Annotated in this window: 16 protein-coding genes; 11 read left to right on the top strand and 5 right to left on the bottom strand. The window is 65.4% G+C overall.

The genetic code is table 11. From position 1 onward, the window contains the following. The first annotated feature begins 58 nt into the window (after nucleotides 1–58). The 9 genes from LSQ66_RS18800 (at nucleotide 59) to LSQ66_RS18760 (ending at nucleotide 10,146) form a co-directional block, all read left to right on the top strand. Nucleotides 59–1,264, top strand: a complete 1,206-nt coding sequence (locus LSQ66_RS18800) for a phosphoglycerate kinase (protein WP_269449103.1) — start codon at nucleotides 59–61, stop codon at nucleotides 1,262–1,264. A gap of 67 nt (nucleotides 1,265–1,331) precedes the next feature. After that, a complete protein-coding gene (gene pyk / locus LSQ66_RS18795; protein ID WP_231766714.1) occupies nucleotides 1,332–2,780 on the top strand; it encodes a pyruvate kinase in 1,449 nt (482 codons plus the stop codon). Nucleotides 2,781–2,864: 84 nt separating this feature from the next. Then, nucleotides 2,865–3,929 carry a class II fructose-bisphosphate aldolase gene (gene fba / locus LSQ66_RS18790; protein ID WP_231766713.1) on the top strand — a complete coding sequence of 355 codons (1,065 nt, stop codon included), beginning with the start codon at nucleotides 2,865–2,867 and terminating at the stop codon, nucleotides 3,927–3,929. A 1-nt stretch (nucleotide 3,930) separates the two neighbouring features. Next, entirely contained in the window at nucleotides 3,931–4,314 is a 384-nt protein-coding gene (locus tag LSQ66_RS18785; protein WP_456085727.1) for a GFA family protein, read from the top strand. Nucleotides 4,315–4,319: 5 nt separating this feature from the next. Continuing rightward, nucleotides 4,320–5,201: a phosphoribosylaminoimidazolesuccinocarboxamide synthase gene (locus LSQ66_RS18780; protein ID WP_231766711.1), complete on the top strand. Its 882-nt coding sequence runs from the start codon at nucleotides 4,320–4,322 to the stop codon at nucleotides 5,199–5,201. A gap of 3 nt (nucleotides 5,202–5,204) precedes the next feature. Further along, the gene (locus LSQ66_RS18775) at nucleotides 5,205–6,278 is read left to right on the top strand and encodes an L-threonylcarbamoyladenylate synthase (RefSeq protein ID WP_231766710.1); all 1,074 of its coding nucleotides are present in this window, start codon (nucleotides 5,205–5,207) and stop codon (nucleotides 6,276–6,278) included. Nucleotides 6,279–6,418: 140 nt separating this feature from the next. After that, complete coding sequence (locus tag LSQ66_RS18770) at nucleotides 6,419–7,906, top strand: alpha/beta hydrolase family protein (RefSeq protein ID WP_231766709.1); 1,488 nt, start codon at nucleotides 6,419–6,421, stop codon at nucleotides 7,904–7,906. A 143-nt stretch (nucleotides 7,907–8,049) separates the two neighbouring features. After that, complete coding sequence (locus tag LSQ66_RS18765) at nucleotides 8,050–9,432, top strand: SGNH/GDSL hydrolase family protein (RefSeq protein ID WP_231766708.1); 1,383 nt, start codon at nucleotides 8,050–8,052, stop codon at nucleotides 9,430–9,432. Nucleotides 9,433–9,465: 33 nt separating this feature from the next. Then, nucleotides 9,466–10,146, top strand: a complete 681-nt coding sequence (locus LSQ66_RS18760) for an OmpW/AlkL family protein (RefSeq protein WP_231766707.1) — start codon at nucleotides 9,466–9,468, stop codon at nucleotides 10,144–10,146. A 59-nt stretch (nucleotides 10,147–10,205) separates the two neighbouring features. Here the strand turns inward: LSQ66_RS18760 and LSQ66_RS18755 are convergent, their stop codons facing one another. The 3 genes from LSQ66_RS18755 to LSQ66_RS24740 all read right to left on the bottom strand — a co-directional run bounded on the left by LSQ66_RS18755 (nucleotide 10,206) and on the right by LSQ66_RS24740 (nucleotide 12,147). Beyond that, entirely contained in the window at nucleotides 10,206–11,390 is a 1,185-nt protein-coding gene (locus LSQ66_RS18755) for an acyl-CoA dehydrogenase (RefSeq protein WP_231766706.1), read from the bottom strand. Nucleotides 11,391–11,486: 96 nt separating this feature from the next. Continuing rightward, nucleotides 11,487–11,990, bottom strand: a complete 504-nt coding sequence (locus LSQ66_RS18750; RefSeq protein ID WP_231766705.1) for a flavin reductase family protein — start codon at nucleotides 11,988–11,990, stop codon at nucleotides 11,487–11,489. Between the two features lie 34 nt (nucleotides 11,991–12,024). Continuing rightward, complete coding sequence (locus tag LSQ66_RS24740; protein WP_269449102.1) at nucleotides 12,025–12,147, bottom strand: hypothetical protein; 123 nt, start codon at nucleotides 12,145–12,147, stop codon at nucleotides 12,025–12,027. A gap of 109 nt (nucleotides 12,148–12,256) precedes the next feature. Between LSQ66_RS24740 and LSQ66_RS18745 the strand changes: the two genes are divergently transcribed. Both LSQ66_RS18745 and msrA read left to right on the top strand, forming a co-directional pair. Next, complete coding sequence (locus LSQ66_RS18745; RefSeq protein ID WP_231766704.1) at nucleotides 12,257–13,180, top strand: LysR substrate-binding domain-containing protein; 924 nt, start codon at nucleotides 12,257–12,259, stop codon at nucleotides 13,178–13,180. A 55-nt stretch (nucleotides 13,181–13,235) separates the two neighbouring features. After that, entirely contained in the window at nucleotides 13,236–13,775 is a 540-nt protein-coding gene (gene msrA / locus LSQ66_RS18740; RefSeq protein ID WP_231766703.1) for a peptide-methionine (S)-S-oxide reductase MsrA, read from the top strand. Between the two features lie 3 nt (nucleotides 13,776–13,778). Here the strand turns inward: msrA and LSQ66_RS18735 are convergent, their stop codons facing one another. Both LSQ66_RS18735 and pdxH read right to left on the bottom strand, forming a co-directional pair. Next, the gene (locus LSQ66_RS18735) at nucleotides 13,779–14,981 is read right to left on the bottom strand and encodes an SAM-dependent methyltransferase (RefSeq protein WP_231766702.1); all 1,203 of its coding nucleotides are present in this window, start codon (nucleotides 14,979–14,981) and stop codon (nucleotides 13,779–13,781) included. A 56-nt stretch (nucleotides 14,982–15,037) separates the two neighbouring features. Continuing rightward, nucleotides 15,038–16,228, bottom strand: coding sequence for a pyridoxamine 5'-phosphate oxidase (pdxH, locus tag LSQ66_RS18730; protein ID WP_231766701.1), 1,191 nt, complete (start codon nucleotides 16,226–16,228; stop codon nucleotides 15,038–15,040). Between the last annotated feature and the right edge of the window lie 49 nt (nucleotides 16,229–16,277).

The raw sequence follows: 16,277 nt of genomic DNA, 5'->3' as shown, positions 1-16,277 counted from the left end.
CCAAAGTGAGCTTGCGGTAAAATACTGGTCTTTTCCTCACCCATCCTTTTGGAAGGCCATGCTGAACTTCATTCGTCTGCAGGATCTGATCGCGCAAAATGCGCTGCAAGGCAAGCGGGTATTCATCCGCGCCGACCTGAACGTACCGCAGGATGATGCGGGCAACATCACCGAAGATACGCGCATCCGCGCTTCCGTGCCCGCCATCAAGGCCGCCGTGGCCGCAGGCGCCAAGGTCATGGTGACCTCCCACCTGGGCCGTCCCACCGAAGGCGAATTCAAGCCGGAAGACAGCCTGGCGCCCATCGCCAAGCGCATGGCCGAGCTGCTGGGCCAGCCGGTCGAACTGAAGCAGAACTGGGTGGACGGCGCGGGCCTGGAAAACCTGCAGAACGGCCAGGTGGTGCTGCTGGAGAATGTGCGCGTCAACAAGGGCGAAAAGAAAAATTCGGACGAGCTGGCCCAGAAGATGGCCAAGCTGTGCGACGTGTACGTGAACGACGCCTTCGGCACCGCCCACCGCGCGGAAGCCTCCACCCACGGCATCGCCAAGTTCGCGCCCGTGGCCTGCGCCGGTCCCCTGCTGGCCGCCGAGCTGGATGCCCTGGGCAAGGCCCTGGGCGCACCGGCCCGCCCGCTGCTGGCCATCGTGGCCGGTTCCAAGGTGTCCACCAAGCTCTCCATCCTCGAATCCCTGGCCGACAAGGTGGACAACCTGATCGTGGGCGGCGGCATCGCCAACACCTTCATGCTGGCCGCCGGGCTGAAGATCGGCAAGTCCCTGGCCGAGCCGGACCTGGTGAAGGACGCCAAGGCCATCATCGAAAAGATGGCGGCGCGCGGCGCCCAGGTGCCGATTCCCGTGGACGTGGTGTGCGCCAAGGAGTTCTCGCCCACCGCCGCCGCCACCGTCAAGGACGTGGCCGACGTGGCGGACGACGACATGATCCTGGACATCGGCCCGAAGACGGCCAGGCAACTGGCGGACCAGATCGCGGCGGCGGGCACCATCGTCTGGAACGGCCCGGTCGGGGTGTTCGAGTTCGACCAGTTCGGCGAAGGCACGAAGACCCTGGCCATGGCCATCGCGAACTCGAAAGGCTTCTCGATTGCGGGCGGCGGCGATACCCTGGCGGCGATTGCAAAATACGCCATTACCGATAAAATTGGCTATATCTCCACCGGCGGCGGCGCCTTCCTGGAATTCCTTGAAGGCAAGACCCTGCCAGCAGTCGACATCCTGGCGCAACGCAGCCAGAAGTAAGCCCGAGGCGCAGCGCAAGCTGCGCCTTTTTCGTCATCTACAACGCTAACGTTTCAAGGAATCCTCAATGTCCCGTGGCACCAAAATCGTCGCAACCATCGGCCCAGCTTCCACCGACCTGAATGTCCTGATCAAGATGATCCGCGCGGGCGTGGATGTGGTGCGGCTGAACTTCTCGCACGGCAAGGCGCAGGACCATATCGACCGTGCCAAGCTGGTGCGCCAGGCAGCGGCCGAGTGCGGACGGGAAGTGGCGATCATGGCCGACATGCAGGGGCCGAAGATCCGCGTGGGCAAGTTCGAGGGCAACAAGATCGACCTGGCCAACGGCGACAAGTTCATCCTGGATGCGAAGTGGGGCGAGAACGGCGAGCTGGGCAACCAGGAGCGCGTGGGCCTGGACTACAAGAACCTGCCGAACGACCTGCGCGCGGGCGACGTGCTGCTGCTGAACGACGGCCTGATCGTGCTGGTGGTGGACCGCATCGTGAACCACGAGATCTACACCACGGTGAAGATCGGCGGCGAGCTGTCCAACAACAAGGGCATCAACCGCCAGGGCGGCGGCCTGACCGCGCCCGCCCTGACCGCCAAGGATATGGAAGATATCAAGGTGGCCATGAGCTTCCAGGCCGATTATCTGGCTATCTCCTTCCCGAAAAACGCGACCGACATGGAAATGGCGCGCCAGCTGGCCAATATCGCGGGCGAACCCTTCGGCCACAAGCCGATGATGATCGCCAAAATCGAGCGCGCGGAAGCCATTCCCTGCCTGCAGGAAATCCTGAACGCCTCGGACGGCATCATGGTGGCGCGCGGCGACCTGGCCGTGGAAGTGGGCAATGCCGCCGTGCCCGCGCTGCAGAAGCGCATGATCCGCATGGCGCGCGAATCGAACAAGCTGGCCATCACCGCCACCCAGATGATGGAATCCATGATCTTCAACGCCGTGCCGACCCGCGCCGAGGTGTCGGACGTGGCGAACGCCGTGCTGGACGGCACGGATGCCGTGATGGCCTCGGCCGAGACCGCCTCCGGCCGCTACCCGGTCGAGACCGTGGAAATGATGGCCGCCGTCTGCGTGGAAGCGGAACAGTCCGAGTACAACAAGCTGGACGCCGACTTCCTCAACGTGCGCTTCACCCGCATCGACCAGTCCATCGCCTACGGCGCCCTGTTCACCGCGCACCATCTGCGCGTGAAGGCCATCGTGGCCCTGACCGAGTCGGGCTCCACCCCGCTGTGGATGAGCCGCCACAATATCGACACCCCGATCTTCGCGTTGACGCCAAGCGTCACCACCCAGCGCAAGGCTTCGTTGTACCGTAACGTACGCGCCCACTATCTGCTGCAGGAAGGCAGCAGCGGCGAAGTGCTGAAGCAGGCCGAGGAGCTGCTGGTCGAGTACGGCGTCGCCAAGAAGGGCGACATGATCGTCGTGACCTGGGGCGAGCCGATGGGCCAGGTCGGTGGCACCAATGCGCTGAAGATCGTGAAGGTGGGCGAGTTTTCGTAAGCGGCCGCAAGGATTCAGGCCGTCCGCTGCGCCACGAGCGCGGTGCGGCGGCCGCACAGGTTTTCATTTGATTGGAGTACTACCATGTCTCTCGTATCCATGCGTCAACTGCTGGACCATGCCGCCGAACACGGCTATGGCCTGCCGGCATTCAACGTCAACAACCTGGAACAGGTGCAGGCCATCATGGCTGCCGCCGACGCCGTCAACAGCCCGGTCATCATGCAGGCCTCGGCAGGCGCCCGCAAATATGCCGGCGAAGCCTTCCTGCGCCACCTGATCGACGCGGCCATCGAGGCCTATCCGCACATCCCGGTCGTCATGCACCAGGACCACGGCCAGTCGCCCGCGGTCTGCATGGCCGCCATCCGCTCGGGCTTCAGCTCGGTGATGATGGACGGCTCGCTGATGGCCGATGGCAAGTCTGTCGCCTCCTATGAGTACAACGTGGAAGTGTCGCGCGAGGTGGTCAAGTTCTCCCACGCCATCGGCGTGACGGTGGAAGCGGAACTGGGCGTGCTCGGCTCCCTGGAAACCATGAAGGGCGACAAGGAAGACGGCCACGGCGCGGAAGGCACCATGACCCGCGAGCAGCTGCTGACGGACGTGGCCCAGGCCGCCGACTTCGTCGAGAAGACCCAGTGCGACGCCCTGGCCATCGCCATCGGCACCTCGCACGGCGCCTACAAGTTCACCCGCAAGCCCACCGGCGATATCCTGGCCATCGACCGCATCAAGGAAATCCACGCCCGCATCCCCAACACCCACCTGGTGATGCACGGCTCTTCCTCGGTGCCGCAGGACCTGCTGGCCATCATCCGCGAATTCGGCGGCGACATGAAGGAAACCTACGGCGTGCCGGTCGAAGAGATCCAGGAAGGCATCCGCCATGGCGTGCGCAAGATCAACATCGACACCGACATCCGCCTGGCGATGACGGCTGCCGTGCGCAAGTACATGTTCGAGAATCCTTCCAAGTTCGACCCGCGCGATTTCCTGAAGCCTGCCCGCGCGGCGGCGGAAGAGATCTGCAAGGCCCGCTTCCTGGCCTTCGGCTGCGAAGGCCGCGCCGGCCAGATCAAGCCGATCCCGCTGGAAAAGATGGCCGAGCGCTACAAGGCGGGCGAGCTGGCCCAGATCGTCAAGTAAGATGCTGACGGGCCGCTGTCTCTGCGAAGGCGTGCACTACCGGGTCGAGGGCCCGGTGGCCTACGCCAGCCACTGCTACTGCACCATGTGCCAGCGGCAGCACGGGGCGGCGGCCGGCAGCTATGCCAACGTCGCCAGCGCCGACTTCCGCTACGACAAAGGCGCGGAGCTGGTGACGGAATTCGCCTCCTCCGCCACGGCACGGCGCGGCTTCTGCCGGGTGTGCGGCTCCTCGCTCACCTGGCGCAGCACCGAACGCCCCGACCGCATCGCGGTCTCCCTGGGCACCATGAACCCGCCGTACGACGGGCCCGTGGACCACGAATTGTTCCCTGAACACAAGCCCGGCTGGGTGCCGGGCACACAGCTATTCTCAAAAAACTAGGAAATATGATGTCCGGAGTTCTGCAAACCTCGATCAAGTCGCTGCCCTTCCTGCATCGCGGCAAAGTGCGCGATATCTACGCTGTCGGCGACGACAAGCTGCTCGTGATCCAGACCGACCGCCTGTCGGCGTTCGACGTGATCCTCGACGACCCGATCCCGAACAAGGGCAAGATCCTGACCGAGATGTCGAACTTCTGGTTCCGCAAATTCGGCAACCTCATGCCGAACCACGAAACCGGCATCGACCCGCTGAGCGTGGTGGCGCCGGAAGAGCGCGCGCAGGTCGAGGGCCGCGCCATCGTCGTCAAGAAATTCAAGCCGCTGGGCATCGAAGCCATCGTGCGCGGCTACCTGATCGGCTCCGGCTGGAAGGACTACCAGCAGACCGGCGCTGTCTGCGGCATTCCGCTCCCTGCGGGCATGCAGGAAGCGCAGAAGCTGCCCGAAGTGCTGTTCACCCCGTCCACCAAGGCCCCGGCCGGTGCGCACGACGAGAACATCTCCTTCGAAGAAGCCGAGAAGATCGTGGGCGCGGATGTGGCGCGCCAGGTGAAGGACATGGCGATCAAGCTCTACACGCAGGCGGCGGAATACGCGGCCACGCGCGGCATCATCATCGCCGATACGAAGTTCGAGTTCGGCCTGGACGAGCAGGGCGTGGTGCACCTGATCGACGAAATCCTCACGCCCGACTCCTCCCGCTTCTGGCCCATGGCCAGCTACAAGGTGGGCAGCTCGCCGGAATCCTTCGACAAGCAGTTCGTGCGCAACTGGCTGGAAGCCCAGCCCTGGAACAAGAAAGCGCCCGCGCCGCGCGTGCCGCAGGACGTGCTGGACCAGACCTCCGCCAAGTACGCGGAAGCGCTGCGCCTGCTGACCAAGTAAGCCATGACGCAAGCCGAGCACGCCGCCTCCGCGGCGGACATCGCCCATGCCGCCGCGATTCTCGAATCCGGCGGCCTGGTCGCCTTTCCCACCGAGACCGTGTACGGCCTGGGCGCGGACGCCGAGAACCCGGCGGCTGTCGCGCGCATCTACGCGGCGAAAGGGCGGCCCAGCGACCACCCCGTGATCGTGCACGTGGCCCCCGGCGCCGATATCGATTACTGGGTGAGCGATGTGCCGGCCGAAGCGCGCAAGCTCATTGCCGCCTTCTGGCCCGGCCCCCTGACCCTGATCATGAAGCGCCACGCCCACATTCCGGACGCCGTATCGGGCGGGCAGGACACGGTAGGCATCCGCTGCCCCTCGCACCCGGTGGCGATGGCGCTGCTGGGCGCCTTCAAGGGCGGGAAAGGCGGCGTGGCCGCGCCTTCGGCCAACAAGTTCGGCAACGTCAGCCCCACCACGGCCCACCACGTGCGCGACGAATTCGGCAGCGACCCGCAGCTGGGCGCCGTGCTCGATGGCGGCTCGAGCCAGGTCGGCATCGAATCGACCATCCTCGACCTTTCCCGGCTGGCCACGCACGGCCCGGTGCTGCTGCGTCCCGGCCACATCACGGCGCGCCAGATCGCCGACGTGATCGGCGTGACGCCTTCGGCGCCCGACCAGGCCGCGCCGCGCGCCTCGGGCACGCTCGAATCCCACTACGCCCCCAAGGCGCCGGTGGCCCTGCTCGAAGGCGACAGGATCGTCGCCACGCTGGCGGCGCTGGCGGCCAAAGGGAAGCGTGTCGCGCTGATCCGCTACTCCGACGCGCCCGCGGGCGCCATGCTTGCGGCAGCGGCGGCGGCAGGGGGCGCGGCAACGGCCCGTCCCGCGCCCTCGGTCGCCCTGCCGGGCGAGCCGGCGGGCTACGCCTTCGGCCTGTACTCGGCCCTGCGCGCGATGGACCGGGCGGATGTCGACCTCATTGTCGTCGAAGCCCCGCCGCAGACGGAGCCCTGGCACGGCATCAACGACCGCCTGCGCCGCGCCGCCCACGGCGCCACCGGCATCATCCCCCGCCTCCTCGCCTGAGGACGCAATATTGGCGGGTTTGCCAGTTTGTGTGGACGGGGCGCGACAGCGGCGATGCGGCGGCGCAAAACGGATGAGGTCGCTGATATGATCGGCAGTTTGCCGGTCGCGCTGTGCACCGGCCTAGTCCGGAGTTCATCGTGTTTCGCCTGTCCCGCCTTGCCTTGCCTGCTTCGATTCTTCTGTTGTCCGCCTGCGGTGGAGGAGAGGGAGGCAGCGGCCCCGGCGGTGTGAGCCTGCCCTCGGGACCGGTCGCCTCGCCCGCGCCCGCCCGCGGCAGCATCGTGACGCCAGCCACGAAACTTGCCGCCATCGAGCCCGGCGTCATGAAGGCCGCCCTGGACAGCGTGCAGGACGGCCTCACCGCCATCACCAGCACCCCGCGCTGCACCGTCACCGCCTATTCCGTGCAATATCGGACCGCCGCGCCGCTGAACGCGCTGAGCGATGCGGGCGCGGCCATCATGGTGCCCAGCGGCAGCGACCCGAACTGTACCGGCGCGCGGCCCGTGCTGCTCTACGCCCATGGCACCAGCCTCGACAAGACTTACAGCATGGCCAGGCTGAGCGGCGAGTCCCAGCTGATCGCCGCCATGTTCGCCGCCCAGGGCTTCATCGTCGTCGCCCCCAATTACCAGGGCTACGCCGGATCCAACCTGGGCTACCACCCCTATCTGGACGGCGAGCTGCAGTCGGCAGACATGATCGACGCCCTGCGCGCCGCCCGCGCGTCCTTCCCCGCCATCGGCGCCAACCAGTCGACGCGCCTCTTCATCGCGGGCTATTCGCAGGGCGCCTATGTGGCCCTGGCCACGCAGAAGGCCATGCAGGGCCTGGCGGGCGAGTTCAGCGTGACGTCCGTCGCGGGCCTGTCCGGCCCTTACGCGCTGGCGCAGTTCTCGGACAATGTCTTCGCGGGCAATCCCGGCCAGGGCATCACGGCCTTCCTGCCCATGATGACGACGGCTGCCCAGCGCAACGGCGGCGCCGTCTACACGGCGCCGGGCGAGATGTACGAGGCCGAATATGCGGCTGGCGTGGAGAACCTGCTGCCCGGCACCCTGAGCAGCAGCGAGCTGGTGAAGCAGGGCAAGCTGCCGGAAACGGCGCTCTTCGCGTCGGCCTCGCTGCCGCAGGGCGCTCCTGCGTATTTCGGCCCGCACAATCTGGTGCGCACGGCCTACCGCAACAGCTATATGGCCGATGCCGCCGCGAACGCCTGCGGCGCCAGCAGCGCGTCGCCTCTGAGCTGTGCACCGCAGAACGCCCTGCGCAAATGGATGGTGCGCAACGACCTGCGCAGCTACCGCCCAGCCCAGCCCCTGCTGCTCTGTGGCGGCAACGAGGACCCCACCGTGCCTTACGCGAATACCCAGTCGGCCGCCGCCTACTTCCAGGCAGCGGGCGCAAGCCCCACGGTGCTCGACCTCGACACGGCCAACGGCCTGAACGACCGCTGGCTGGTGGAGCGCGCCGGTTTCGCCGCCGCCAAGCTGGCCCTGAAGGCGGACGCGGTATCGAAAGGCCAATCCGTTTCCCAAGCCATGGCGGACGGCTACCATGCCGGACTCGTTGCGCCGTTCTGCCTCATGGCCGCGCGCGATTTTTTCAAGGCTTCTTTGCCGTAGGTCAAGTTTGTTGCGATGCAACTTCGACAGACCTGTTGTTTTTACAAAATTCGCTTGTGTAACACATGAAAACGCTGGCATATTAGTTGTGTTGCGAATAGCACGTCCGTTCGTTTAGAACAAGAACACTTTAAGGAGACACAATGCGTTACACCAAACTTGCTTTGGCGGCTATGACCGCGGCCGTGCTCGCCGCTTGCGGCGGCGGCTCCGGCGCCCCGAAGGCCGGCGACAATTCCCAGCAACGCGTGAAATTCGCTTCGCAGGTATCGTTCGGCGACAGCCTGTCCGACGTGGGCACCTATGCCGTCGGCACCGTCAAGGCGCTCAACGGCGGCAAGTGGACCATCAACGGCAACAACACCTCGATCAATCCTGACCTGACCGGCAAGAACTGGACCGAGCTGATGGCAGCCCAGTTCGGCCTGCCCGCGCCTTGCCCCGCCGTCACCGGCCTGGATGGCGACGCGACCAAGGGCTTCAGCGTGCCAGTCACCACCAACGCCAGCTGCTTCGGCTACGCGCAGGGCGGCGCCCGCGTGAGCAACCCCGTGGGCAGCGGCCACAAGGCCACCGGCAGCGCCTTCGGCGCCCTGACCTACCCGGTCAGCAAGCAGATCGACAACCACCTGGCGAAGGTAGGCGGCAAGTTCAAGGGCGACGAAGTCGTCTTCATGATGGCCGGCGCCAACGACATCCTGGGCCTGCTGGGCTCGCTGCAGCTCAACGCGACCGCCGCCGGCACCGCCGCAGGCAAGCAGGCCTTCGCCACCAGCCTGGCGACTCAGCTGGCTGCCGGCGCCACCAACCCGGCCACCGCCGCGCAGGCCATCGGCCTCGCCATGGCCACGGAAGCGGCCAAGCCGGGCAGCACCGACCAGACCGTGGTGACGGCCGGCGTGACCGCCGCTGTCATGGCAGGCAATACTGCCGCCGGTTCTCCGGCCGTCTATGGCCCCATGGTCGCCAAAGCCCAGGCTGATGCCGCCACCGCCGGCGCCAAGGCTGGCGCCGACTACGCCGCTGCCCAGGGTCCTGCCCAGGTTGCCGCAATGGGCGCCCTCGGCACCGAACTGGCCAACATGGTGAAAACCAAGCTGATCGGCAATGGCGCCAACTACGTCGTGGTGATGAATATCCCTGATGTGGCCACCACGCCGTCGGCCGCGTCGAAGGATGCCAATACCCGCGGCCTGATCGACAACATGGCGAAAGCCTTCAACGCCGCCCTGGCCACCGGCCTGGCCAGCGAAACCAAGGCCCTGCTGGTGGACGTGTACACCGTGAGCCACGACCAGATCGTGAACCCTGGTCCATATGGCCTGACCAACGTCACCGATACCGCCTGCGACCTGACCCCGGCCAAGAATCCGCTGGGCCAGTCGGTGGTGTGCACCGCGTCCAACCTGAAGGCCGGCGACGTGAGCCACTACTCCTTCGCGGACGACCTGCACCCAACCCCGTTCAACTACCTGTTGCTGGCGCGTTATGTGTCCAAAGCCATGGTGACCCGCGGCTGGCTGTAATCAGCGCCGTTGACTAAAGAAACAGGAGATAAGATGAAGAAAAATATGAATACCGCGGTCAAAATGCTGGCGCTGGCTGCCGCCCTGTGCGCTTCCAGCGGCGCCATGGCGCAAGCCAAGGGCGACTGGGTCGTCAAGGTCGGCGTCAACAAGATCACCCCGAAAGTGGAGAGCGGCAACGTCAGCGCTCCGGCCCTGCCGAACACCAAGGCCGACGTGGGCACGGACACCAAGCCCATCCTGAACATCGGCTACTACATCACCGACAACTGGGCTGCCGAGCTGGATCTGGGTATTCCCTACCGTCATGACGTGTACGGCGCCGGCGCGATCGAAGGCACGGGCAAGCTGGGTACGGCGGATGTACTGCCGCCGACGGCCTTCCTGCAGTACCATTTCTTCCAGCCGAACACCTTCATCCGTCCGTACGTGGGCGTGGGCCTGACCTATGCCTACTTCCGCCGCGAGCGCGGTTCGACCCAGCTGAACGCGCTGCTGAACACCGGCGGCACGGGGGCGACGTTCTCGATGGAAGCCAAGTTCGCCGTCAGCGCCCAGATCGGCGCGAGCGTGCGCATCAACGACCACTGGTCGATCGATGGCGGCGTGATCAAGACCAAGCTGAAGACGACGGCCAGCTATTCGACGGGCCAGACCCAGTCGCTCAAGCTGGACCCGGTGGCAGTGAACCTGGGCGTCAGCTACAAGTTCTAAGCGCCACGGCCAATAAAAAACCCCGCATCGCTGCGGGGTTTTTTTTATGCCCGTCCGATTTACTGGAAGGCCTGGATGCCCGTCTGCGCGCGGCCCAGGATCAGGGCGTGGATGTCGTGCGTGCCTTCGTAAGTGTTCACCACCTCCAGGTTCACCATGTGGCGGATGATGCCGAACTCGTCCGAAATGCCGTTACCGCCCAGCATGTCGCGCGCCGTGCGGGCGATGTCCAGCGACTTGCCGCAGGAATTGCGCTTCATCATGGAGGTGATCTCGACGGCGGCCGTGCCCGCATCCTTCATGCGGCCCAGCTGCAGGCAGCCTTGCAGGCCCAGGGTGATCTCGGTCTGCATGTCGGCCAGCTTCTTCTGCACCAGCTGGTTGGCGGCCAGGGGGCGGCCGAACTGCTTGCGGTCGAGCACGTACTGGCGCGCCGTGTGCCAGCAGCTCTCGGCCGCGCCCAGGGCGCCCCAGGCGATGCCGTAGCGCGCCGAGTTCAGGCAGGTGAACGGGCCCTTCAGGCCGCGCACGTCCGGGAAGGCGTTCTCTTCCGGGCAGAACACATTGTCCATCACGATCTCGCCCGTCACGGAAGCGCGCAGGCCGAACTTGCCGTGGATGGCCGGGGCGCTCAGGCCCTGCATGCCTTTTTCCAGGATGAAGCCGCGGATCGCGCCTTCCTCGTCCTTCGCCCACACCACGAAGACGTCGGCCACCGGGGAGTTGGTGATCCACATCTTCGAGCCGGTCAGGGAGTAGCCGCCCGCCACTTTCCTGGCGCGCGTAATCATCGAGCCCGGGTCGGAACCGTGGTTCGGCTCAGTCAGGCCGAAGCAGCCGATCCATTCGCCGGTCGCCAGCTTGGGCAGGTATTTGCGGCGCTGCTCTTCGGTGCCGAACTCATAGATGGGCACCATGACCAGGGAGGACTGCACGCTCATCATGGAGCGGTAGCCGGAGTCGATGCGCTCCACTTCGCGCGCGATCAGGCCGTAGGCCACGTAGTTCAGGCCGGGGCCGCCGTACTGTTCCGGAATGGTGGGGCCCAGCAGGCCGAGTTCGCCCATTTCGCGGAAGATGGACGTGTCCATGCGCTCGTGGCGGAAGGCTTCCAGGATGCGCGGCGCCAGCTTGTCCTGGCAGTAGGCGGCAGCGGCATCGCGCACCATGCGCTCGTCGTCGGTCAGCTGGTCGTTCAGCAGCAGCGGGTCGTCCCAGTGGAAAGCGGCGCGGGCTTGGCTCATTGTGTGTCCTTGTCTCTGGTAGGAATATTCGATCCTGCCATTCTATGCCCCGGACGCCATGGCGGCTTTCCAAATGGCGACACCAATTTTGCGTTTTCAGCCCAGGGTGCGGAACTGGCCGCCGTGGAAGACCAGGGGCGGCTGAGGAGAGATTTCGCAGTGCTCCACTTCGCCCACGAAGATCACATGGTCGCCTTCCGGATAGCGGCTGCGGTTATGGCATTCGAACCAGGCCGTGCAGCCCTTGAGCACGGGCTGGCCGGTGCGCGAGAGCTCGAACTCCACAGTGCCCCAGGGGTCGGCGCTGCGGGTGGAAAACAGCCGGGCCAGGTGGGCCTGGTCGGCGCTCAGCACATTGATCACGTAATGCGAGTTGCCGGTGAAGATGGGCAGGCTGTTGGCGCCCGTGCCCAGGCTCCACAGCACGAGCGGCGGGCTCAGCGATACGGAATTGAAGGAGCTCGCCGTCAGGCCGCGGTAGCTGCCGTCGGCCAGCCGTGTCGTGATGACGGTGACGCCGGTCGCGAACTGGGAAAGCGCTTGGCGGAAGTGCAGGCTGTCGAAGCCGGGCGCTTCCGCGCGGGGGGAACTCGTATTCATGGTCCCCCATTATGCCAAAGAATCGGCCGCGGACTTAAGCCTTGTGGGCCAGCTCCGCGAACATGCCGAGCAGGCGGGCCAGGACGGCCGCGCCGAAACCGTTGCCGATGGCCGAAGAAGGGCAGGTGGAGGTAGTGGGAAGGGCGGAGCTGAGCATGATAAGACATCCTTTCTGAAGAAAGTTTTTCTAAATCTGGCTTATATTGTTATCCTCAGAAAAACGATTGGCAAACGAGAAATACTGAGCCGATGAACAAGGAAAACTTATGCATGACCCGACCCGGCCCCTGCGCTCCCTCTCCGGCCTGATGGATTTCGACAGCACCGCCCGCTGGGGCAGCTTCAAGCTGGCCGCCCAGGAGCTGCACAAGACTCCGGCGGCCGTCAGCCTCCAGGTCAAGCAGCTGGAGGAGGCCCTGGGCTTCCCCCTTTTCGTGCGCCATCCCCGCCATATTTCCCTCACCGAGAAGGGGCAGGCCCTGTCCATTGCCGTATCGCGCATGCTGCGCGAGCTGCGGGTGCAGGTGGCCAGCCTGCAGGACAGCAGCGAGGAGAACGTGCTGCGCATTACCACCACCCACTCCCTGGCCTTCAAGTGGCTGGCGCCGCGCCTGGGCCGCTTCACCAAGCTCTATCCCGAGCTCGACATCCAGATGAACGCGGGCGACCGCCTGGTGGACGTGGAGGACGGGAGCGTGGACGTGGCCCTGCGCGCAGGTCCCCTGGAGGGCAGGACAAATGTCCTCTTCCGCGACAGCAATGTCGTGGTCTACAGCCCGAGCCTGCTTGCGCCGGGACAGGAGGCGCTGGAGATTGCCGACCTGAAGCGTTTTCCCCTGCTATATGACGATAGTCCCGAGACATGGATTGCCCTGCTGCGCGAAAATGACGCGCTCGACGGCCGCTACGACTTCTCCCGCGGCTTCAGCCATCAGGGCGTGCTGGTGCAGGCGGCGGTGGCGGGGCACGGCATTGCGCTGGCGGGCTACCTGGTGGTGCACGACGATATCCAGAGCGGGGTGCTGAAGCGCCTGCCTGTGCGCAGCGAGCCGAACGGCCGGGGCTACCGCTTCGTGGTGGCCAGCAGCAAGGCCTGCCTGCCCAAGGTGGCCCGTTTCCGCGACTGGATCACGGGCGAGATGCAGGAAATGCAGCAGGCGCTTGCCGCCGCACAGGCCGGCACCCTATAGGAATGCGCTGGCATCAAGTTTGCGTTACATTAGGAATCATCGACAAGGGGGCGGTATGACGACAAATGCGACCACCGAAGTCGCCGTACTGGGCGGCGGATGTTTCTGGTGCACGGAGGCCGTGTACCTGGAAGTGAAGGGCGTGGCCAAAGTCGAATCCGGCTACACGGGGGGCCAGCAGCCCAACCCCACCTACGAGCAGGTGTGCAGCGGCACGACCGGCCACGCTGAAGTGGTGCGCCTGGAATTCGACCCCTCGGTGATCAGCTACCGCGAGATCCTCGAAATCTTCTTCACCATCCACGACCCCACCACCCTCAACCGCCAGGGCAACGACGTCGGCACGCAGTACCGCTCCGTGATCTACTACCAGTCGCCCGAGCAGGAAGCGACGGCGCGCCAGGTCATCGCCGAAATGGCGCACGTGTGGGACGCGCCCATCGTCACCGAGCTGTCCCCGGCCCAGCCTTACTACAAGGCCGAGGACTACCACCAGAACTACTTCGCCCAGCACCCCCTGCAGGGCTACTGCGCCTTCGTGGTCGAGCCCAAGGTCGCCAAGTTCCGCAAGACCCAGACCCGCTTCCTGAAGTAAGGCTCAGCTGTATATGTAGTTGCGCGACCAGGGCAGGGCGCGCGGGTGGCGGCCGGCCTTGCCGCACACGATCTGGTACAGGCTGATCCAGTCCTGGTCGAAGGCGTAGCTGCAGCCCGCCAGGTAGACGTGCCAGATCCGGAAGCGCTTCTCGCCCGCCAGGGCTTTCACCTTGTCCGCCTTCTCCTCGAAATTGTCGGTCCAGATGGCGCAGGTGCGCGCGTAGTGGCGGCGCAGGTTCTCGATGTCGTAGGCCTCCAGGTTCCCCTGCTGCATCGCCTTCAGCACCTCGCCCACGTGGGCCAGCTCGCCGTGCGGGAACACATATTTCTCGATGAACTCGCCGCCCCCGTAAGGGGTCTCGCCGTTGTTCGGGTCGGTGGAGGTGATGCCGTGGTTCATGCACACCCCGTCCTCGGCCAGCAGGCGGTTGATGATGCCGAAGTAGTCCGGCAGGTGGCGCACGCCCACGTGCTCGAACATGCCCACGCTGGTGATGCGGTCGAAGCTGCCGCGCACGTCGCGGTAGTCCTGCAGGCGGATCTCGACGCGGTCTTCCAGGCCTGCCGCCTTCACCCTTTCCCGCGCCAGGGCGTACTGATTCTCGGAGAGGGTGATGCCTACGCATTTCGCCCCGAACTTCTGCGCGGCGCGGATCACCAGGGCGCCCCAGCCGCAGCCGATGTCGAGCAGGGTCTGGCCCGGCTGAAGGCGGATCTTGGTGAGGATGTGGTCGATCTTCTTGAGCTGGGCCGTGGCCAGGTCCTCGTCGCCGTTCTCGAAGTAGGCGCAGGAGTACACCATGTTCGGGTCCAGGAACTGCTGGTAGAACTCGTTGGACACGTCGTAGTGGTAGCGGATGGCCTCGGCGTCGCGCTTGCGGTCATGGCGGAAGCTGCGCACGATACGGGAGAGCTTGCCGTCCGCCTTCAGGGAGGAGCGGGCCAGGGCGTTGACGACGTTGATCATGTCCTTGGCCGCGCCGCGCACCTCGATCGCGCCTTCCACATAGGCCGTGCCCAGGTTGGACAGGGAAGGCGTGAGCAGGTAGCGCGCGGCCGAAGCCTGCGGCAGGCGGATCGTGACGCGCGGCGCCTCGTTGGAAAAGTCCAGTTTCTGGCCGTTCCACAATTCCACCCGCAGGGGCAGTTTCATCTGGTTGGTGACGCCTGCCATCCAGGCGCTGAGTCGGTTTTGTACGAACAAGATAGCCTCCGGTAAGTACTGCGAACAAATCGACTGCGCTGCATGGCTGGGCGGGGTCAGGGCTGGATGCGCTCCTTGCGCCAGCTGCCGTCCGCTTGCAGCGTATACACGATCCGGTCATGGAAGCGCGATTGGCGCCCCTGCCAGAATTCCACCCGTTCCGGCTTCAGGCGGTAGCCGCCCCAGTGCGCCGGACGCTGCGGCTTGCCGCCGCTGGCCGCTTCCACGGCCGCATAATTCGCTTCCATCTCGGCCCGGCTGGCGATCGGCTGGCTCTGGCGCGAGGCGATCGCGGCCAATTGGCTTTTCACCGGACGGCTGTAGTAGTACTTGTCGCTCTCCTCGGGCGCGGTGCGCTCCACGCGGCCCTCGATGCGCACCTGGCGCTCCAGCTCCGGCCAGAAGAACAGCAGGGCTGCATAGGGGTTCTGCGCGAGCTGGCGGCCTTTCTGGCTCTCGTAATTGGTGTACCAGGTGAAGCCGCTTTCGTCGTACTGCTTGATCAGCACGATGCGCGAACTGGGGCGCCCGTCATTGCCGACGGTGGCCACGCTCATCGCGTTCGGCTCGTTCACCTGCGCCTTCATGGCTTCGCTGAACCACTTGGCAAACTGCGCGACCGGCTCGCCCAGCGTGTCTTCCTCCGACAGGCTGGCCCGGCCGTAATCCAGGCGCAGGTCGGCCAGTGCAATGCCGCCTGCCTGCGCTGCCGCGGGCCCGATATTGCGGCGCCGCTTCATGGCCTCGCCCAGGAGCTGCATCTGGGCCTGGCTGAAAATCCGTTTCGCCATCGGGGCGATCACGCCCTCTTCGCTCTCCATATGGGCCTGGTAGGCCGCGCAGAAGCGCGCCACGTCGGCAGAGGACAGGTAGGCGCTTGAGCCGTTGGCAATCTTGTCCAGTTGTGAATTGATTATATGCCAATCCAAATCCATCTGCTCGTGCTGTGCAAGGATCTCCGGCGCCAGGCGGCGCAGGGTCTCGGCATCGCTGCCGCCGGTGCTCGCGGCCAGCATGGGCAGCAGGTCCTGCTCCTCGTCCGCATGGTGCAGGGGCGCGGCCTGGTTGAAGTATTTCTGCACGGCCTGGGCGGCCTGCCGGGCGGCCGCGTCGGTGCCATGCACGGGCAGGTGGGTGAGCAGGCTGTTCAGGGTATTGAGCTGCTTGCGGATCTTGTCGTGGCAGTGTTTCAGGACGGCGATCGGCTGGTCGAAGCCGGGCGCGGAATCGGGCAGGAGAGAAGTCATGGTGGGTACTGTTATTGGCTTGCCAAGGAAATCATTGTAGACGAAGCGC

It is taken from the genome of Massilia endophytica (genome assembly GCF_021165955.1).
Taxonomy (GTDB): domain Bacteria; phylum Pseudomonadota; class Gammaproteobacteria; order Burkholderiales; family Burkholderiaceae_D; genus Rugamonas; species Rugamonas endophytica.
Note: the sequence above shows the minus strand (reverse complement) of the source record. Positions and strands in the feature narration are given on the sequence as shown.

Bases quoted from the DNA above. Each gene is read 5' to 3' on its own strand.
- LSQ66_RS18800 (WP_269449103.1), top strand. From the start codon at position 59: ATGCTGAACTTCATTCGTCTGCAGGATCTGATCGCGCAAAATGCGCTG.
- pyk (WP_231766714.1), top strand. From the start codon at position 1,332: ATGTCCCGTGGCACCAAAATCGTCGCAACCATCGGCCCAGCTTCCACC.
- fba (WP_231766713.1), top strand. From the start codon at position 2,865: ATGTCTCTCGTATCCATGCGTCAACTGCTGGACCATGCCGCCGAACAC.
- LSQ66_RS18785 (WP_456085727.1), top strand. From the start codon at position 3,931: ATGCTGACGGGCCGCTGTCTCTGCGAAGGCGTGCACTACCGGGTCGAG.
- LSQ66_RS18780 (WP_231766711.1), top strand. From the start codon at position 4,320: ATGATGTCCGGAGTTCTGCAAACCTCGATCAAGTCGCTGCCCTTCCTG.
- LSQ66_RS18775 (WP_231766710.1), top strand. From the start codon at position 5,205: ATGACGCAAGCCGAGCACGCCGCCTCCGCGGCGGACATCGCCCATGCC.
- LSQ66_RS18765 (WP_231766708.1), top strand. From the start codon at position 8,050: ATGCGTTACACCAAACTTGCTTTGGCGGCTATGACCGCGGCCGTGCTC.
- LSQ66_RS18760 (WP_231766707.1), top strand. From the start codon at position 9,466: ATGAAGAAAAATATGAATACCGCGGTCAAAATGCTGGCGCTGGCTGCC.
- LSQ66_RS18755 (WP_231766706.1), bottom strand. From the start codon at position 11,390: ATGAGCCAAGCCCGCGCCGCTTTCCACTGGGACGACCCGCTGCTGCTG.
- LSQ66_RS18750 (WP_231766705.1), bottom strand. From the start codon at position 11,990: ATGAATACGAGTTCCCCCCGCGCGGAAGCGCCCGGCTTCGACAGCCTG.
- LSQ66_RS24740 (WP_269449102.1), bottom strand. From the start codon at position 12,147: ATGCTCAGCTCCGCCCTTCCCACTACCTCCACCTGCCCTTCTTCGGCC.
- LSQ66_RS18745 (WP_231766704.1), top strand. From the start codon at position 12,257: ATGCATGACCCGACCCGGCCCCTGCGCTCCCTCTCCGGCCTGATGGAT.
- msrA (WP_231766703.1), top strand. From the start codon at position 13,236: ATGACGACAAATGCGACCACCGAAGTCGCCGTACTGGGCGGCGGATGT.
- pdxH (WP_231766701.1), bottom strand. From the start codon at position 16,228: ATGACTTCTCTCCTGCCCGATTCCGCGCCCGGCTTCGACCAGCCGATC.